This is a genomic window from Oleiharenicola sp. Vm1, assembly GCF_047777955.1.
Taxonomy (GTDB): domain Bacteria; phylum Verrucomicrobiota; class Verrucomicrobiia; order Opitutales; family Opitutaceae; genus Didemnitutus.
Genome location: NZ_CP180537.1, coordinates 4162082 through 4177412 on the forward strand (window position 1 = coordinate 4162082; position 15331 = coordinate 4177412).

Genomic DNA, 15331 nt, shown 5'->3' on the forward strand with positions numbered 1-15331 from the left:
GCGGAGATTTCGACCAGCACCGAGGCGATCTGCCACGCTTCATGAGAACTCTCCTTCGCCTGATCGCGCCGGTCGCCGCCCTTCTGGTGGTTGCGCTTCCCGGCTTTGCCCAAGTCACATTCAACGCCACCGCGCTGACGGTGCCGAGCGGCGACCCGGTCACCGTCACCGGCGCGACCACCGTGAGCGGACAGACCGTGTTTCTCGGCATCTACGCGCCCAACGGCGGGGCGGATCCGACCGCGCGGGTGTTCACGTCTGCGAACGGCACGCCGAGCAATCCCAACCTCGGCTCCCTCGGCGGCGATGCCGTGCTCAGCGTTTTCGGCAACTCCGCCGGCCAATTCGCCGGTCACGCGCAAACCGCCACCACCTTCCACGCCTACTTCTCGAACGGCGGCACGATGGTCGATCTGGGCACCTTGAGCGGCAATGCCGCGCAATCGAGCTACGCCACCGGCATCAACGCCGGCGGCATCGTCGTCGGCGGCTCCGTCGCGAGTTCGGCCACCACGCACGCCTTCCGCCTCGACACCACCGTGGGCACGTCGCTCGCGACGAACGGCGTCGATCTCGGCACCCTGGGCGGCCTCGGATTTTTCAGCACCGCCAACGCCGTCAACGCCAGCGGCACCATCGTCGGCAGCTCGCACTACACGAACGCGAACACCAACAGCCACGCCTTCCGCCTCGACAGCGGCACCTTGACCGCCAACGGCGTGGACCTCGGCACGTTGGGCGGGACGACCTCCAGCGCGCACGCCATCACCAACTCCGGCGGCATCGCCGGCGTCTCGGACATCGCGGGCGACGCCCACACGCACGTCTTCTATCTGAGCAGCGGCACGCTCAGCGCCGCCAACGACATCGGCACGCTCAACGGCGCGACCGGCAACGTGACCTTTGGCGGCATGAACAACAGCGGCCACATCGTCGGCTCCTCCGCCTTCGACGGCACTTTCGATCCGAACGACGCCTCCACCAGCCGCGCGTATTATTTCAACGGGAGCCAAATGCTCGACCTCACCAGTCTCACGAGCGGATTGTCGAACGGCATCGTGCTGCACGACGCCCTCGCGATCAGCGACGCGGGCGACATCCTCGCGTTCGGCTACAATGCCGACTTCAGCGCCGGCGGCTATTTCGTGCTCTCGGCCAGCGCCATCCCCGAGCCGTCCACCTACGCGGCGCTCGCCGGCGCCGTTGCGCTGGGGGTGGTCTTGGTCCGTCGCCGTCGCCACGCCCTCGCGAACGCGTGCCAGCGCTGACGACCGTCGCACCGGCGGCTGCCGGTCGTTGATTAAGCAAACACGGCCCGACGTTCCGTCGCCGTCAGCTCGCGCCATTTTCCCGGCGCGAGCGCCAGGGATGCGAGCGTCAGCTCGCCCATCCGCGCGCGCACGAGGCGCAGCGTCGGATGCCCGACCGCCGCGGTCATGCGCCGCACCTGGCGGTTTTTCCTTCGCTCAACTCGAGCGCCAGCCAGCAATCCGGCACGCTCTTCCGCACGCGGATCGGCGGCTCGCGCGGCGGCAGGTCGGGCGCCGGCTCCAGCCGTCGCACCGCGCACGGCTGCGTGCGGTAGCCACCGATCGTCACGCCGCGCGCCAGCTGCGCCAGCGCCGCGTCGGTGGGAATCCGCTCCACTTGCACCCAATACTCGCGCCGATGTCCGTGCTCCGGGTCGAGCAGGCGCGAGTTCAGCCCCGCCTCGTCACTGAAGAGCAGGAGTCCCTCGCTATCCGCATCGAGCCGGCCGAGCGCATAGACGTCCTTCGGCAGACCAAATTCCGCCAGCGTCCGCCACCGCGAGCCGGGCTCGGGCGTGAATTGCGAAAGGACGCCGTAGGGTTTGTGCAGGGCGAGGAGCACGCCGGGCATTCCGACGAATTGTCCCGAAAAGTCACAAAAATTGTGCTCGAAGCGCGGCCCGGAACGCGCGGCTATAGCCGTTCTTCCCGGCAAGACGCAGCGTCCGGCCTCTCGTGTCTCTCGTGGCCCCTCCCCCGACCGTCCCTCAAATCTTCCTCGCCGCCCTGCGCCTCGGCTGCACGTCGTTCGGCGGACCGGCCGCGCACGTCGCCTACTTCCGGCGCGACTACGTCGAGCGCCGCCGCTGGATCGACGAGCCGCACTACGCCGACCTCGTCGCGCTCTGCCAGTTCCTGCCCGGCCCCGCGAGCAGCCAGACCGGCTTCGGCCTCGGCTACCTCTGGCGCGGCTGGGCCGGCGGCCTCGCGGCGTGGCTCGGCTTCACACTGCCGTCCGCCGCGCTCATGACTGCCTTCGCCCTCGGTGCGGGCCCGCTCACCGCGCGCCTCGGCACCGGCTGGCTCCACGGGCTCAAGCTCGCCGCCGTCGCCGTCGTGGCTCAGGCCGTGCTCGCGATGTGGCGCACCCTGGCGCCGGACCGGTCGCGTTCCGCGCTCGTCCTCGCGGCCGCCGCGGCGCTGCTGCTCCTGCCGCTCGCGTGGATGCAGATCGCGGTGATCGGCGCCGGCGCGGCGGTCGGCGCGGTCCTCTTCCCCCGCGGGGCGCCGCGCGCGCCCGCCCCGCCGCCGCCGGCCGCCCCGCCCTACCGCGCCGCCGCGGTTCTCCTCGCGCTCTTCCTGGGACTCCTGGTCGCGTTCCCGGCGATGCGGCGCCTGGCGCCGTCTTCGCCCTCCTCGCCCTCGCCGCTCACTGCTACGGCGCCGGCGCGCTCGTCTTCGGCGGCGGACACGTGGTGCTGCCGCTGCTCGAGCGCGCGTTCGTCGCGCCGGGCGGCCTGACCGCGGAGCAGTTCCTCGCCGGCTACGGCGCTGCGCAGGCGATGCCGGGACCGCTGTTCACCTTCGCCGCTTTCCTCGGCGGCACGACGCACGGCGTGGCCGGCGCGGCCTGGGCCACGCTTTGGATCTTCCTGCCCGGCCTCCTGCTCGTCGCCGCGGTGCTGCCGTTCTGGCGGACGCTGCGCACCGATCCGCGCGCGCAGGCCGCGCTGCGCGGCGCCAATGCCGCCGTCGTCGGCCTGCTGCTGGCCGCCCTCATCCGCCCGATCGGCGCCGCGGCGCTGACCGACGCCCGCAGCGCCGCGCTCGCCGCCGGAGCCTTCGCCGCGCTGCTCGTCCCGCGCGTGCCGGTGTGGGCGGTGGTCGCGGCGTGCGCCGCGGCAGGATTTCTTATGCCCGGCGCGTAGGACTTGATTTCAATCACGGTCCGCCGCGAAACCGCTTGCGCCGCGCCGGCCCGCGGCGCATTGCATGCCGCGATGCGCCGCCATGTCTCCACGTTCGCGCTGCTCTTCGCCTGGCTCTGTGCCAACGGCGCGGTGTGGAACGTGGTGCAGGTCGTGGCGTGGGCCCGGATGTTCCACGACTACGCGGACGCGATGCCCGCGGCGCAGGCGCTGCGCCTCACCTTCGAGGGCGAGGCGTGCGACCTCTGCCACATCGCCCAGGCGGCGCAGGACACCGCGCGCAACCAGCTCCCGCACGACGCCGCGCTCGGCGGCGGCGACCGCGTGCTGCTCGCCTTCCAGGCCACGCCCGCCATCGTGGTGACCGCGCCCGATTTCGCCTGGCCGGGCCTCGTCGACGAGGCCGGCCTCACGCGCACCGACACGGTGCCCGTGCCGCCCCCACGGGCCTGACGCCGCCCACCGCTCCCCGCGACTGACCGCCGCGCGCTTCCGCGCGCCGTTGCCGTCATTGCTCCGCGTGTCCCCGTTCGCGCCCGTCGGCGCGGACCCGTTCCCGTCCCCTCGTCCCGTCATGCACTCCTTTTTCCGTCCCTTCCTTCCCTTCGCTCTCACCGCTCTGGCCGCCACGGCGTCCGAGCCCGTTCTTCCCCCGCCCGCGAGCCCGCCGTCGAACTCGACCCCCTGGTCGTCACCGGCGCCCGCACCGCGCAGCCGCTCGTCGTCACCACCGACCCGAAGGCTCCCGCCCAGCCCGTGCCCGCGCACGACGGCGCCGACGCGCTGAAGGCCGTGCCCGGCTTCGCCGTCATCCGCAAGGGCGGCACCGACGGCGATCCCGTGCTCCGCGGCATGGCCGGCTCGCGCCTCGGCGTGCAGCTCGACGGCCAGTGTATCTTCGGCGGCTGCGGCAACCGCATGGACCCTCCGACCGCCTACGTCTTCCCCGCGGCCTACGACCGCATCACGGTCGTGAAGGGCCCGCAGTCCGTCGTGCACGGCCCGGGCAACAGCGCGGGCGTCGTTCTCTTCGAGCGCACCTACCGCCGCCTCGCGCAAAACGAGTCCTCGCTCTTCGGCTCGCTCACCGGCGGCAGCGCCGGCCGCTTCGACGCCGTCGTCGACGCCCGCACCGGCGCCCCCGACTGGCAGGTCCGCGCCACCGGGACCGCAACGCGCGCCGACGACTACGCCGATGGCGCGGGGCGCGACGTCCACAGCGCCTACGCGCGCTGGAGCGCCAACGCCGCGCTGGCCTGGACGCCCGACGCGCGCACCTTCGTGGAGCTCTCCGCCGCCCGCAGCGACGGCGAGGCCGCCTACGCCGACCGCGCGATGGACGGCGTGAAATTCGCCCGCGACAACTACGCGCTGCGCCTCCGCCGCGAGCAACTCGCCCCGCTCGTCGCCGCCGCCGAGCTGCGCGGCTTCCACAACTACGTCGACCACGTGATGGACAACTACTCGCTGCGCCCGTTCGCCGCGACGGCCATGATGCCGAGCCCCGCCGTCTCGAACCCCGACCGCGAGACCCGCGGCGCCACCGCCCAGCTCGAGCTCACGCCCGGCGAATCGATCCGCCTCACGCTCGGCGCCGACACGCAGGTGAACATCCACACCCTGCGCTCGACGGCCAACGAGACGACCCTGCCCTACGAGGCCAAGGCCCGCGTGCGCGACGCGCGTTTCGAGCAACGCGGCCTCTTCGGCGAGGCCGCCGTCACGCTCTCCCCGGGCGAGCGCGCCTACGCCGGCGCGCGCCTCGACCGCTGGGAGGCCACCGACAGCCGCGCCGGCGTCGCGCTCTCGATGATGAGCACGGCGCCGAACCCTCCGCCGGTCGCACCCGCACGAGCGGCCTCGCCAGCGGCTTCGTCCGCTACGAACGCGACCTCGGCGCGCCCAGCCGCACGACCACGCTCTTCGCCGGAATCGGCCGCACGCAGCGCTACCCGGACTACTGGGAAGCGATCAAGAACGAGGCCACGGACAGCGTCAGCGCCTTCGGCACCCGCCCTGAGACCACCACGCAGCTCGACGCCGGCCTGCTCGGCCGGCACGGCACCCTCGAGTGGAACGTCTCCGTCTTCGCCGCCGACATCGCCGACTTCATCCTCGTCCAGAGCGCCTACGCCAAGCCCGCCGGCATGACGGGCACGCGCAGCGCCGTCGTGACGCGCAACGTCGACGCCACCACCCGCGGCGGCGAGGCGGGCCTCGCGTGGCGCTTCGCCGCCGACTGGAAACTCGACGCCTCGCTCGCCTGCGTGCGCGGCGAGAACGACACCGACGCCCGCCCGCTCGCACAGCTCCCGCCGCTCGAGTCGCGCCTCGCCCTCGCCTACACGCGTCCGACCTGGTCCGCCGGCGCGCTCCTCCGCGCCGTCGCGCGACAGGATCGGGTCGCGATCAACCAGGGCAACATCGTCGGCCAGGACCTCGGCGCGACGCCCGGCTTCGCCGTGTTTTCCTCCACGGCAGCTGGAAGCCCACCGCGCACACGCGCCTCTCCGCCGGCATCGACAACCTCTTCGACCGCGCCTACGCGGAGCACCTGAGCAAGTCCGGCGCGATGGTCCCCGGCTTCGTCCAGACCGCGCGCGTCAACGAGCCCGGTCGCACGCTCTGGCTGAAATTCGACGTGACCCTCTGAAGCGCACGCCCCGCTCCGGGCGGGCCGCGTCGCGCTCTCGACGCGGCCCGCCTTTTCGCTAACTTGCCGCACCCACGCCTATGAAAACCGTTCTGACGGTCCTGCTTCCGCTCACGCTCGCCGCCGCCGGCCTCGCGGCGGACGGCCTCCGCGAGCTCCCTCGCCCGCGCCGGCGGCCAGCGGCGAATCGTCGCTCGTCACCGGCCCCGACGGCACCACCTACCTCACCTACGCCGGTCCCGGCGCCGCCGCGGGCGAACGCGCGCTCTGGCTCGCCACGCTCGCGCCGGACGCCGAGGCGTGGAGCGCGCCGCGCCCGGTCGTGAGCACGACGCAGCTCATAGAAAACTGGGCCGACTTCGCCACGCTCGCCGTCGGCACCGACGGCCAGCTCTGGGCGCAGTGGTTCCAATCCCGCGCCGGCGAGGACGCGCACGGCTACGACGGCTGGTGCGCCCGTTCGCGCGATGGCGGCGCCACCTGGTCGACGCCCGCGCCGCTCGGTCACGAGTTCGTCAGCCTCGCGCCGCTCAGCGGCGGCCGCGTGCTCGCCGTCTGGCTCGAAAGCACCCACCCGGCCGGAGCGGACGCCGGCCACGATCATGCCGCCCCCGCGGGCAAGGACGCCGCCGCCCCGGCGATGCGCCTGAAGTCGCGGTTGCTCGCGCCCGACGGCTCGACCTTGCAGGACTGGGTGGTCGACCCCGACGTCTGCACCTGCTGCCAGACCACGCTCGCGCACCTCGGCGGCGACCGCGTCGTCGTCGCCTACCGCGGCCACACCGCCGACGAGATCCGCGACCAGCGCCTCGCCTTCTTCAACCAGAGCATCTGGGGTCCGCCGCGCCCGCTGCACGCCGACGGCTGGAAAATCCCCGCCTGCCCCGTCAACGGGCCCGCGGCCGACGCGCGCGGCGAATCGCTCGCGATCGCGTGGTTCACCGCCGCGCACGACACCGCGCGCGTGCAGGCCAAGCTCTCGCGCGACGGCGGCATCACCTTCGGCCCCGCGCTCCCCTCGACCTCGGCCGGCCCATCGGCCGCATCGACCTGGTCAAGCTCGCCGACAACTCCGCGCTCGTCTCCTGGGTCGAGGCGAAATCGCAGGGCAACGCCGCCGGTCTCTACGTCCGCCGCATCTTCCCCGACGGCGCGCTCTCCGCCCCGCTGCTCGTCGCCGACGCCAGCTCCGCCCGCGCCAGCGGCTTCGCGCGCCTCGCCGCCCGGCGCGACGGCAGCGCCATCATCAGCTGGACCGACGCCGCGGGCCCCGCCCTGCGCGTGCGCACCACGCGGATCGACCCGGCGCCGCTGCGCCCGGCCGCAACGCCCGGGACGGCGTTCCGCGCTTCCCCCGGCTCCCCGCCCCCGCTCGAAGTTTGCGCTCCGGACGCCAGCGTCCACACTCCCTAAACTCACTCCCATGAAACAACGCCTCCTCCTCGCCGCCCTCCTGCTGCTCTCCCCGGTCGCCGCGCTCCGCGCGCAGGACCCCAGCGCCCACGGCGCGAACGCCGCGAAAACCGCCGCGCCCAAGCTGCACCCGCTCAAGGGCGTGGTCGTCGACGTGTTCGCCGACAAGCAGTCGCTGCTCGTGAAACACGAGGAAGTGCCCGGCGTCATGCACGCCATGACCATGGCCTTCCACGTCGAAGCCAGCGTCCTCGCCCAGGTGAAGAAGGGCGACGCCATCACGGCGCTGATGGGCCGCGACGAAAACAAGAAGTGGATCCTGCGCGACGTGAAGGTCGTGCCGAAGAGCTAAGGCTAACCCCGCCGCCGCCGCGCGGCGGCGCGGCCTCACTGCACGCGCTTCACCCGCACCCACAGGCCGTCGGGCAGCAGGTAGAGCTTCCACGTGCCGAACGTCGCGGGCCGGATCTCGACCTCGGCGTTCTCGCGCGGGGGAAGTAGCGCGATTCCGCATAGCGGTCGGCGACCCACACCTGGCCGTTCTCGAGGCGGAAGCTCGTGTTCGGGCCCCAGCCGCGGAACGTGCCCGCGAGGCGCGAGCGGATCGCGTCCGCCTCGAGCGCGCCGGGCTTCGGCGCGAGGCCGACGCTGGCCTTCTTCTCCGCCTCGAGCTCCGCCTTCACCTCGGCCTTGGCCTCCGCCTTCGCCACGGCCTTCACCTCCGCGATCGCCTTCTGGCGGGCGCTCGTGACGGCGTGCTCCGACTGCGTCGCCGCGTAGCGCTCCGCCAGCGCGTCGAGCACGGCCTGCTGTTCGGCGGTGAGCTGCTCCACTCCGGCCCGCGCGCGCTGCTCGGGCGTGAGCGACTGCCAGAAACTCTCGCGGGCGGCGGCGCTCGCGACCAACACGCAGAACACGACGAGGGCTTGCTTCATGGCGACGGAAGCAAGCAGCCCCGCGCGGCCGGCTCCACTCTTTTCTGGCCGCGCGTCCCCGGCGCCACTTTGCGCTGGCGGCGCGTCCCGGCGCGGCTTCGCTGGACCGCATGAGCCGCGTGCAACGCCTCTTCGTCGCCCTGACGCCGCCGCCGCCCGTCCGCGCGGAGCTCGCCGCGCTCGCGGACGAGCTCGCGGGCGCGCGCTGGAACCCGGCGGACAACCTGCACCTCACGCTGCGCTTCATCGGCGACACGCCGGCGGAAACGCAGGCCGCGATGGAGGAGGCCCTCGCGCGCGTGCGCGTGGAGCCGTTCGTGCTGCCGGTCGGCGGGATCGGCGTCTTCCCGCCGCGCGGCCCGGCGAAGGTCCTCTGGGCCGGCGTGGGCGGCGGCCACACGCGGCTCTACCAGCTGCGCAAGCAGGTCGACGAGGCGCTGCTGTCGGTCGACCTGACGCTCGACGTGCGGACCTTCGCGCCGCACTTCACGCTCGCGCGGCTCGGCGAGACGGTGGAGCCGAAGCCCCTGGCGAAGCTGCTCGCGCGCCACCGGGAATTCGAGGCGCCGCCGTTCCGGGTCGCGTCGTTCGAGCTCTACGCCAGCGAGCTGCGGCCGGGCTTGCCGCCGGCGTATCGCGTGGTGCGGAGTTTCACCCTGGCCGCGTGAAGCGGGCGCCGGCGCTCGCGCCCCGCAGGCGGCGACCGGCGAAAACCGGGCGCGAAAAAGCGGAGCCTCGCGGCTCCGCTCGGATCGTTCGCGCGCCGCGCGGGGCGCGGCCGGCTCATTTCCAGTTGAGGATGAGCGCGGAGAAGTAGGTCGTGTCCAGCTTCGGGGCGTTGCCGGCGGGCTGGCTCTGGTAGTCGTTGTTCACGCCCATGCGGAGCTTCCAGAAGTCGCCGCTCTTGATCGGCAGGTCGAAGGTCGTCTCGTGCAGCACGCGGTAGTTGGCGAACTCCTTGAACGCGGGCGTGTAGGTCAGCGTGTTGTTCATCGTGGCCCAGCCGAGCGTCTGCTTGTTGAGCAGCGCGATGTCGAGGCCGGCGGAGCTGAAGTCCGGCGTCGTGCCCGTGTAGGTTTCGTAGATGTAGCCGAGACCGAGGCGGACCTCGGTGTCGCGGGTGTCGGAGTGCGCGAGCTTGCGGCCGACACCGAAGGCGGAGTTGGAGCGGAGGGTGATGTTCTTGATCTTGTCCTTCGAGAGCTCGGTGCGGGCATACCACACGGCGGAGCCGGTGAAGAACGAGGAGTAGTCCACGCCGGCCTTCCAGTCGTCGGCGGTCTTGTTGCCGTTTTCCTGGGCGCGGTTGATGGCGGCGTTGAACATCAGCTTGTCCTCGCTGCTCTCGAGCGTGGCCTTGAAGCCGACGGCGCCGGCGAACTTCTCCGAGCCGCCGGTGCGGCCGTTGATCGCGGCCGAGGCCTCGTAGGCCCAGCGGCGCTTGAGCTTCTCGGCGGCGGCCTTGGCCTCGCGGATGGCGGGGCTGTCCTCGCCCGGGCGCCAGACGGCGACGACGTTGGCGGCGCTGGCGGACATCTGGCCGTCGGCGGCGGTCACGGCGATGCCGCTGCCGGTGGCGGCGACGGTGCCGAGCACCTGGGTGCCGGCCTTGAGGCCGACGTTCACCGCTTCGTCGGTCGCGAAGGTCTTGATCTGGTCCTGCGCGATCGTGATCACGCCGGCGAACTTCGTCTCGACCTTGAACTGGCCCTGGTCGGCGGCGAGGAGCTTGCCGTTCACGACGGAGCCGTCGGTCAGCTCGATCCGGTCGGCGCGCGCGGCGCTGGCGAAAGCGAGGGCGGCGGAGGCGCTCGCGAGAAGGCGGAGGAGGGTGTGTTTCATGAGTGGAACCGCTGGGTGAAACAGGGGAGTTTCTTCGGCACAATCCCTAAAGCGCGCCCGGACCCAAGTGAACACTAAGTTTACCCGCGCCGCCTTCGCGGTTGCCGCGCGCGCCATTTCCCCCGAGGAAAGCGCCATGCCGACGCGCGCCTGGTTTCCCACCTACCTGTATCACGAACCGCTGCAGCGGGCCGGACTCGATCGCTTCAACGCCGAGCTGGCCGACGAGTGCCGCCGCATCCGCGACTACGACGCGGCCGGCCGCAAGTGGTCGGAGAAAAACTACCCCGGCGGCTACACCTCCTACGCCTCGCTCAACCGCCTGCACGAGTTCTCGTCCACCTTCGCCGGCCTCGAGCGCAAGATCACGGCGCACGTGCGGAAGTTCGCCCGCGAGCTCGACATGGATCTCCGCGGCCGCGAGATCGCGATGAGCGACTTCTGGGTCAACATCATGCCGGAACATGCCGCGCACAGCCTGCACCTGCACCCGAACAGCTTCCTCAGCGGCACCTACTACGTCGTCACGCCGCCCGGCTGCCCCGGCCTGAAGTTCGAGGACCCGCGCCTGAGCAAGTTCATGGCCGCGCCGCCGAAGATCGCCGGCGCGCGCCGCGAAAACCAGACGCACATCACCTACCCCGCGAAGGCCGGCTGGGTCCTGCTGTTCGAGAGCTGGCTCCGCCACGAGGTGGCGGCCAACCGGACGACCGCGGAGCGCATCAGCGTCAGCTTCAACTACACCTGGAGCTGACGCCCGCCCCGGGTCCGACCACATTTTCCCCGGCTTCGTCCCGCCGGAGGCGCCGGCGATGAAACTCCGGCGCGGCGCGCGCGTCTCAACGGCGATGCACTCACTTCCCCTGCGTTGGCCGTCGCTGGCGGCCGGCCTCTTGGCGTTTCTCCTCGCGTCCTGCGCCTCCGATGAGCGTCCGCACCGCGGACCGGCCAAGCCGCCCGCACCGGTGGCGGGCGAAGGCACCTATTTCAACGGCCAGATCGTCGCCTCCATCCGCATCGGCGCCGAGTTCCGGCGGCCCGAGGGCGGTGCGGACGGCGAGAGCCGCGGCAATCGCGACGGCGGCCCGCGGCGCGGGGCGGCATGGGCCTCGGCGGCGGCGGGGGCGGTCGCCATGGCGGCGGCATGGGCGGCGGCATGGGCGGCGGTCCCGGGGGCGGCATGCCCCCGGGCGACTTCGGCGGCGGGAGCGGCGGCCCGCGCGTGCGCCCGGCCGGCGGCGGCGTGCCAATGATGATCCACGTGCAGCTGCGCAACACCGGTTCGGCGGAAGTCGAGGTCGCGATCCCGAGCTTCGCCTCGCCGCTCGGCAATTTCGCCGTCCAACCGGCCTCGCTCACGATCCCCGCCGGCGCTTCCGCCGAGGTGAACCCGATGACGTCGTTCGTGCAGGGCGACCTGCCCGACGAGATGCCGGCCACCCTCGTCCTGCGCCTCGCCGGCCGGAACGAGAAACAGGTCATCGTCCTGCGGCCCGTGCCGCGCGACGCCGCGCCGCCTAGCGGCGGCCCAGATCCTGAATCTCGTCCGACGGATAAATGAGCGTCCCGCGCGCGCCTTGGCCGAAGGACGCGCGCAGCATCGCCCGCGCGACGACCTCGGCCGGGATCGCGCGGAATTTCCGCCACCGCCCGATGAGGAAGGGCTCCGACAACGCCAGTCCGACCGCGCTCAGCCGCTCGCCCAGCCGGTATTCCGTCCGCGGCCCGAGCAGCAGGCTGGGGCGAAAAATTCCGAGCGTGTCGAAACCCATCACGCCGAGCGCGTGATCGGTCTCCCCTTTCACGCGAGTGTAGAAAAACCGCGACGACGCGTCCGCGCCCATCGACGACACATGGAAAAAGCGCCGCGCCCCGCCCTGCTGCGCCGCCCACGCGAAGGCCAGCACGGCGCCCTGGTCGACCGCGCGGAACGCCTCGCGCGAACCGGCCTTCTTGATCGTCGTGCCGAGGCAGCAGAAGGCATCGTCGCCGCGCAGCGGCCGCTCCAGGGTGCGGAGCGCCGCAAACTCGGTCGTCACCGTCACCAGCTTCGGGTGTGCGACGTCGAGCGGACGGCGCGCGACGGCGACGACGCGGTCGTAGGTGTCCGCCGCCAGCAGTTCCTGGAGCAGGCAGCCTCCCACGAGCCCGGAGGCGCCGGCGATGAGCGCAGTGGCCATGCGCCGACGCTGCGCGCGCCGGGACGCGATGCAACCGCGCACTGGCGGTTTTCGCGAAAGCGGCTTTGCTGCCGCCATGCTCGTCATCCGACGCATGGACGATGGTAAGCGCTCCTACACGGCGATGTTCCTGCCGGGTGAGGAGCCGCGCATCTTTCCCACCACCGACCAGGAGCACGCGCGCATCCTGCAGATTTACAAGCAGGACAAGCCCTACGAGGGCGTGATCAACGATTTCACGGAGTTCCAGCTCGGGCGCGACGCGAAGTAGGTCCGGCTTCAGCCGGACCATCGGCTTTCCCGGCCGGGGCGCCGGTGGGCGGGCGCGACTGGATTCCGGACCGGCTGGCGCCGGTGCTACCTCGCCGCCGCGTGCGCCTCGCAGGCGCGCAGCACGCGCAGGGTGTTCCCGCCCCAGAGCTTCGCCAGCGCCTCGTCGCTCCAGCCGCGGGCGCGGAGCGCGCGCGTGAGGTTGGGGTAGTCGCTGACCTGATCGAGGCCCTCGACGCCACCGCCGCCGTCGAAATCGCAGCCGATGCCCACGTGATCGATGCCGGCGACCGCCACCGCGTGCTCCACGTGGGCGATGTAGTCGTCGAGCGTGCACTTCGGCGCCGGGTGCTCGCGGTCGATGCGCGCCCACTCGGCGCTGAATTCCGCGCGCAGCTCCGGCGTGAGCACGCGATCGGTCAGCTTGAGCAACAGCGCCGCGCCGAGCTCGGTCTGGCGGTTGCCGGGGGCGTTCTTCACCGCGATGGGCAGGGCGTTGATCTGGATGACGCCGCTCTTGGCCGCGAGCGCGCGCAGCAGCTCGTCGCCGATGTTGCGCGGGTGATCGCAGACCGCGCGGCAGCCGCTGTGCGTGAGCAGCGGCGGCGTGGCGGAGAGCTCGAGCAGGTCCCAGAGCGCGTCGTCCGAGGCGTGCGAGGCGTCGAGCGCGAGGCCGAGGCGGTTGCACTCGGCCAGGACCTCGCGGCCGAACGGGCTCAGGCCGCCCCACTCCGGCGGGCGCGGATCGGTGGACGAGTCCGCGACGTCGTTGTGCAGCATGTGATTCAGCCCGAGCATCCGCACGCCGAGGGCGTGAAACTTGGCGACGTTGCCCGCGTCGAGGCCGAGCGAGTAGCTGTTCTCGATCGCGAGGTAGAGCGCGCGCCGGCCCGCCGCCTTCAGGCGCGGGCCGTCGTCGGCGCGGAGCGCGATGCCGCAGCGGTCGGCGTGCTGCGCGGCGACGGCGTGGATGCGCGCGAAGGTCTGCACCGCCTTCTCGTGGGCGAGCGCGAAGCCCGCCGGCGTGCGCGCGGCCTGGGTCACGAACACGGCGAAGCCGAGCGCGTCGATGCCGCCCTCGGCCATGCGCGGCAGGTCGCATTGCGTGCGGTCGGCGGCCCGGTCGTGCCGCACCCCGAAGTCCCAGCCCTCGCGCAGGAGCGACGCCGTGGGCGTGTCGAGGTGGGTGTCGAAGGTGAAGAAACCGTCGTGCGGGCCGGGCGCGGGCATCGCGGGGAAGTTGCGGGCGGGGCGGACGGGACGCAAGCCGCCGCACGGCCTGAGTCCATCGGACTAGCCGGCGCGTCATCTGCGGAGTTGCGCTGGCGGCGGCGGTGATTTCTCTCAGGGTCTTTCCCATGTCTGCCCAAGTCGAAAACGTCGTCATCGTCGGCACCGGCTGCGCCGGTCTCACCGCCGCCATCTACACCGGCCGCGCCAATCTCTCGCCCCTCGTCATCGAGGGCTCGCTGCCCGGCGGCCAGCTGACGACAACGTCGGAAGTGGAGAACTTCCCCGGTTTCCCGGAGGGCGTCGACGGCTTCATGCTGATGCAGAACCTGCGCAAGCAGGCGGAGAAGTTCGGCACGCGCTACGAGAGCGGCACCGTCGTGGGCCTCGACACCTCGAGCTGGCCGCACACGCTCAAGCTCACCGATCGCGAGATCAAGGCGAAGGTCGTCATCGTCGCCACCGGCGCCTCGCCGCGCATGACCGGCATCCCGGGCGAGAAGGAGCTCTACGGCGGCAAGGGCGTGACGACGTGCGCGACCTGCGACGGCGCGTTCTACCGCAATATGGACGTCGCGGTCATCGGCGGCGGCGACAGCGCGGCCGAGGAGGCGCTGTTCCTCACCCGCTTCGCCAAGAAGGTCTATCTCGTCCACCGCCGCGACACGCTGCGCGCCTCGAAGATCATGGCCGACCGCGCCACCTCGCACCCGAAGATCCAGTGCGTGTGGGACAGCGTGCCGGTGGCCGTCGAGGGCGTCGCCGAGGGCGCCGTCTCCGGGCTCAAGATCAAGCACGTGAAGACCGGCGCCGAGAGCGTGCTGCCGGTGAAGGGCATCTTCGTCGCCATCGGTCACGTGCCGAACACGGCGCCGTTCCGGGGCGCCGTGGACACCGACGAGCAGGGTTATTTCGTGCCTGTCGCCGGTTCGCAGGTGCGCACGAAGACGCCGGGCGTCTACGTCGCGGGCGACTGCGCCGACCATGTTTTCCGCCAGGCGATCACCGCCGCCGGCATGGGCTGCCAGGCCGCGATCGAGGCGGAGCGCTGGCTGGCCGAGCACGGTGGCTAAGGGGCGCTACGCGCGCCTCTGGGCGCGGCTCGGCATCCCGGCCGACTACCCGCGCACGCGCGGGCTGCCGCTGCAGCGCGAGGCGCCGCGGCTGGTGCTCGTCGCGCGGGCGCCCGACGACGGCAAGGCCATCCGCCTCGCGCCGCGCGCCGCCGCCGCGTGGCGGCGCATGCAAGCCGCGGCCGCGGCCGACGGGGTGACGCTGCTGCCGCTGTCCGGTTTCCGCAGCGTCGCGCGCCAGACGGCGATCATCCGCGGGCACCTCGCGCGGGGCCGGCCGCTGGCGGACCTCCTGCGCTACGTTGCCGCGCCCGGCTGCAGCGAGCACCACACCGGCCGCGCCATCGACATCGGCTCGCCGGACGAGCGCGCGCACTTCGAGGCCAGTTTCGACCGCACGCGGGAGTTCCGCTGGCTGCGCCGGCACGCGGGCCGTTTCGGCTTCCGCCTCTCCTACCCGCGCCGCAATCCGCATCGCATCGGCTACGAGCCCTGGCACTGGTTCTTCGTCGGACGCCTGGCCCGGCGCTGAGTCCCGCGGGCCGTCCGTCGCCCCC

At 72.3% G+C, this 15331-nt stretch carries 15 protein-coding genes and 3 pseudogenes; 13 read left to right on the forward strand and 5 right to left on the reverse strand.

What is annotated here, in order from left to right; genetic code table 11:
• Nucleotides 1-41 precede the first annotated feature (41 nt).
• Complete coding sequence (locus ACMYLB_RS19935) at nucleotides 42-1268, forward strand: PEP-CTERM sorting domain-containing protein (protein ID WP_415908695.1); 1227 nt, start codon at nucleotides 42-44, stop codon at nucleotides 1266-1268.
• Between the two features lie 32 nt (nucleotides 1269-1300).
• Here ACMYLB_RS19935 and ACMYLB_RS19940 read toward each other — a convergent pair.
• Nucleotides 1301-1872 (reverse strand): annotated as a pseudogene (locus ACMYLB_RS19940) (pseudouridine synthase).
• A 113-nt stretch (nucleotides 1873-1985) separates the two neighbouring features.
• On the opposite strand from ACMYLB_RS19940, the pseudogene chrA reads away from it, so the two are divergent.
• The 5 genes and pseudogenes from chrA to ACMYLB_RS19965 all read left to right on the forward strand — a co-directional run bounded on the left by chrA (nucleotide 1986) and on the right by ACMYLB_RS19965 (nucleotide 7596).
• Nucleotides 1986-3178 (forward strand): annotated as a pseudogene (gene chrA, locus ACMYLB_RS19945) (chromate efflux transporter).
• A gap of 72 nt (nucleotides 3179-3250) precedes the next feature.
• Nucleotides 3251-3631 carry a hypothetical protein gene (locus ACMYLB_RS19950; RefSeq protein WP_415908696.1) on the forward strand — a complete coding sequence of 127 codons (381 nt, stop codon included), beginning with the start codon at nucleotides 3251-3253 and terminating at the stop codon, nucleotides 3629-3631.
• Nucleotides 3632-3970: 339 nt separating this feature from the next.
• Nucleotides 3971-4141 (forward strand): annotated as a pseudogene (locus ACMYLB_RS19955) (hypothetical protein); the annotation flags it as partial.
• Entirely contained in the window at nucleotides 4069-5736 is a 1668-nt protein-coding gene (locus ACMYLB_RS19960) for a TonB-dependent receptor domain-containing protein (protein ID WP_415911120.1), read from the forward strand. The pseudogene ACMYLB_RS19955 and the gene ACMYLB_RS19960, both read left to right, overlap by 73 nt.
• Nucleotides 5737-6153: 417 nt before the next feature.
• Complete coding sequence (locus tag ACMYLB_RS19965) at nucleotides 6154-7596, forward strand: copper-binding protein (RefSeq protein ID WP_415908697.1); 1443 nt, start codon at nucleotides 6154-6156, stop codon at nucleotides 7594-7596.
• Nucleotides 7597-7645: 49 nt separating this feature from the next.
• On the opposite strand, the gene ACMYLB_RS19970 is transcribed toward ACMYLB_RS19965, so the two are convergent.
• The gene (locus ACMYLB_RS19970; RefSeq protein ID WP_415908698.1) at nucleotides 7646-8179 is read right to left on the reverse strand and encodes a hypothetical protein; all 534 of its coding nucleotides are present in this window, start codon (nucleotides 8177-8179) and stop codon (nucleotides 7646-7648) included.
• Between the two features lie 110 nt (nucleotides 8180-8289).
• Between ACMYLB_RS19970 and thpR the strand changes: the two genes are divergently transcribed.
• Nucleotides 8290-8847: an RNA 2',3'-cyclic phosphodiesterase gene (thpR, locus tag ACMYLB_RS19975; protein ID WP_415908699.1), complete on the forward strand. Its 558-nt coding sequence runs from the start codon at nucleotides 8290-8292 to the stop codon at nucleotides 8845-8847.
• Between the two features lie 115 nt (nucleotides 8848-8962).
• Here thpR and ACMYLB_RS19980 read toward each other — a convergent pair whose 3' ends face one another.
• Nucleotides 8963-10021 carry a YdiY family protein gene (locus ACMYLB_RS19980; protein WP_415908700.1) on the reverse strand — a complete coding sequence of 353 codons (1059 nt, stop codon included), beginning with the start codon at nucleotides 10019-10021 and terminating at the stop codon, nucleotides 8963-8965.
• A 67-nt stretch (nucleotides 10022-10088) separates the two neighbouring features.
• Here ACMYLB_RS19980 and ACMYLB_RS19985 point away from each other — a divergent pair, with 67 nt between their 5' ends.
• Genes ACMYLB_RS19985 through ACMYLB_RS19995 form a run of 3 tightly spaced genes read left to right on the forward strand, consistent with a single transcriptional unit; the run spans nucleotide 10089 to nucleotide 11582 of the window.
• Nucleotides 10089-10775 (forward strand): TIGR02466 family protein, encoded by a 687-nt coding sequence (locus ACMYLB_RS19985; RefSeq protein ID WP_415908701.1) that lies wholly within the window; start codon nucleotides 10089-10091, stop codon nucleotides 10773-10775.
• Between the two features lie 58 nt (nucleotides 10776-10833).
• A complete protein-coding gene (locus ACMYLB_RS19990; RefSeq protein ID WP_415908702.1) occupies nucleotides 10834-11274 on the forward strand; it encodes a hypothetical protein in 441 nt (146 codons plus the stop codon).
• A gap of 8 nt (nucleotides 11275-11282) precedes the next feature.
• Nucleotides 11283-11582 carry a hypothetical protein gene (locus ACMYLB_RS19995; RefSeq protein WP_415908703.1) on the forward strand — a complete coding sequence of 100 codons (300 nt, stop codon included), beginning with the start codon at nucleotides 11283-11285 and terminating at the stop codon, nucleotides 11580-11582.
• On the opposite strand, the gene ACMYLB_RS20000 is transcribed toward ACMYLB_RS19995, so the two are convergent.
• Complete coding sequence (locus tag ACMYLB_RS20000) at nucleotides 11539-12201, reverse strand: NAD(P)H-binding protein (RefSeq protein ID WP_415908704.1); 663 nt, start codon at nucleotides 12199-12201, stop codon at nucleotides 11539-11541. The genes ACMYLB_RS19995 and ACMYLB_RS20000 overlap by 44 nt on opposite strands.
• 76 nt (nucleotides 12202-12277) lie before the next feature.
• On the opposite strand from ACMYLB_RS20000, the gene ACMYLB_RS20005 reads away from it, so the two are divergent.
• On the forward strand, nucleotides 12278-12472 hold the full coding sequence (locus tag ACMYLB_RS20005) for a hypothetical protein (protein ID WP_415908705.1): 195 nt from the start codon (nucleotides 12278-12280) through the stop codon (nucleotides 12470-12472).
• A gap of 86 nt (nucleotides 12473-12558) precedes the next feature.
• Here ACMYLB_RS20005 and ACMYLB_RS20010 read toward each other — a convergent pair whose 3' ends face one another.
• Entirely contained in the window at nucleotides 12559-13701 is a 1143-nt protein-coding gene (locus ACMYLB_RS20010) for a dipeptidase (protein WP_415908706.1), read from the reverse strand.
• A gap of 128 nt (nucleotides 13702-13829) precedes the next feature.
• Here ACMYLB_RS20010 and trxB point away from each other — a divergent pair, with 128 nt between their 5' ends.
• Entirely contained in the window at nucleotides 13830-14774 is a 945-nt protein-coding gene (gene trxB, locus ACMYLB_RS20015; RefSeq protein ID WP_415908707.1) for a thioredoxin-disulfide reductase, read from the forward strand.
• Nucleotides 14767-15306 carry a M15 family metallopeptidase gene (locus tag ACMYLB_RS20020; protein WP_415908708.1) on the forward strand — a complete coding sequence of 180 codons (540 nt, stop codon included), beginning with the start codon at nucleotides 14767-14769 and terminating at the stop codon, nucleotides 15304-15306. Before trxB ends, ACMYLB_RS20020 begins: the two co-directional genes overlap by 8 nt.
• Nucleotides 15307-15331 lie beyond the last annotated feature (25 nt).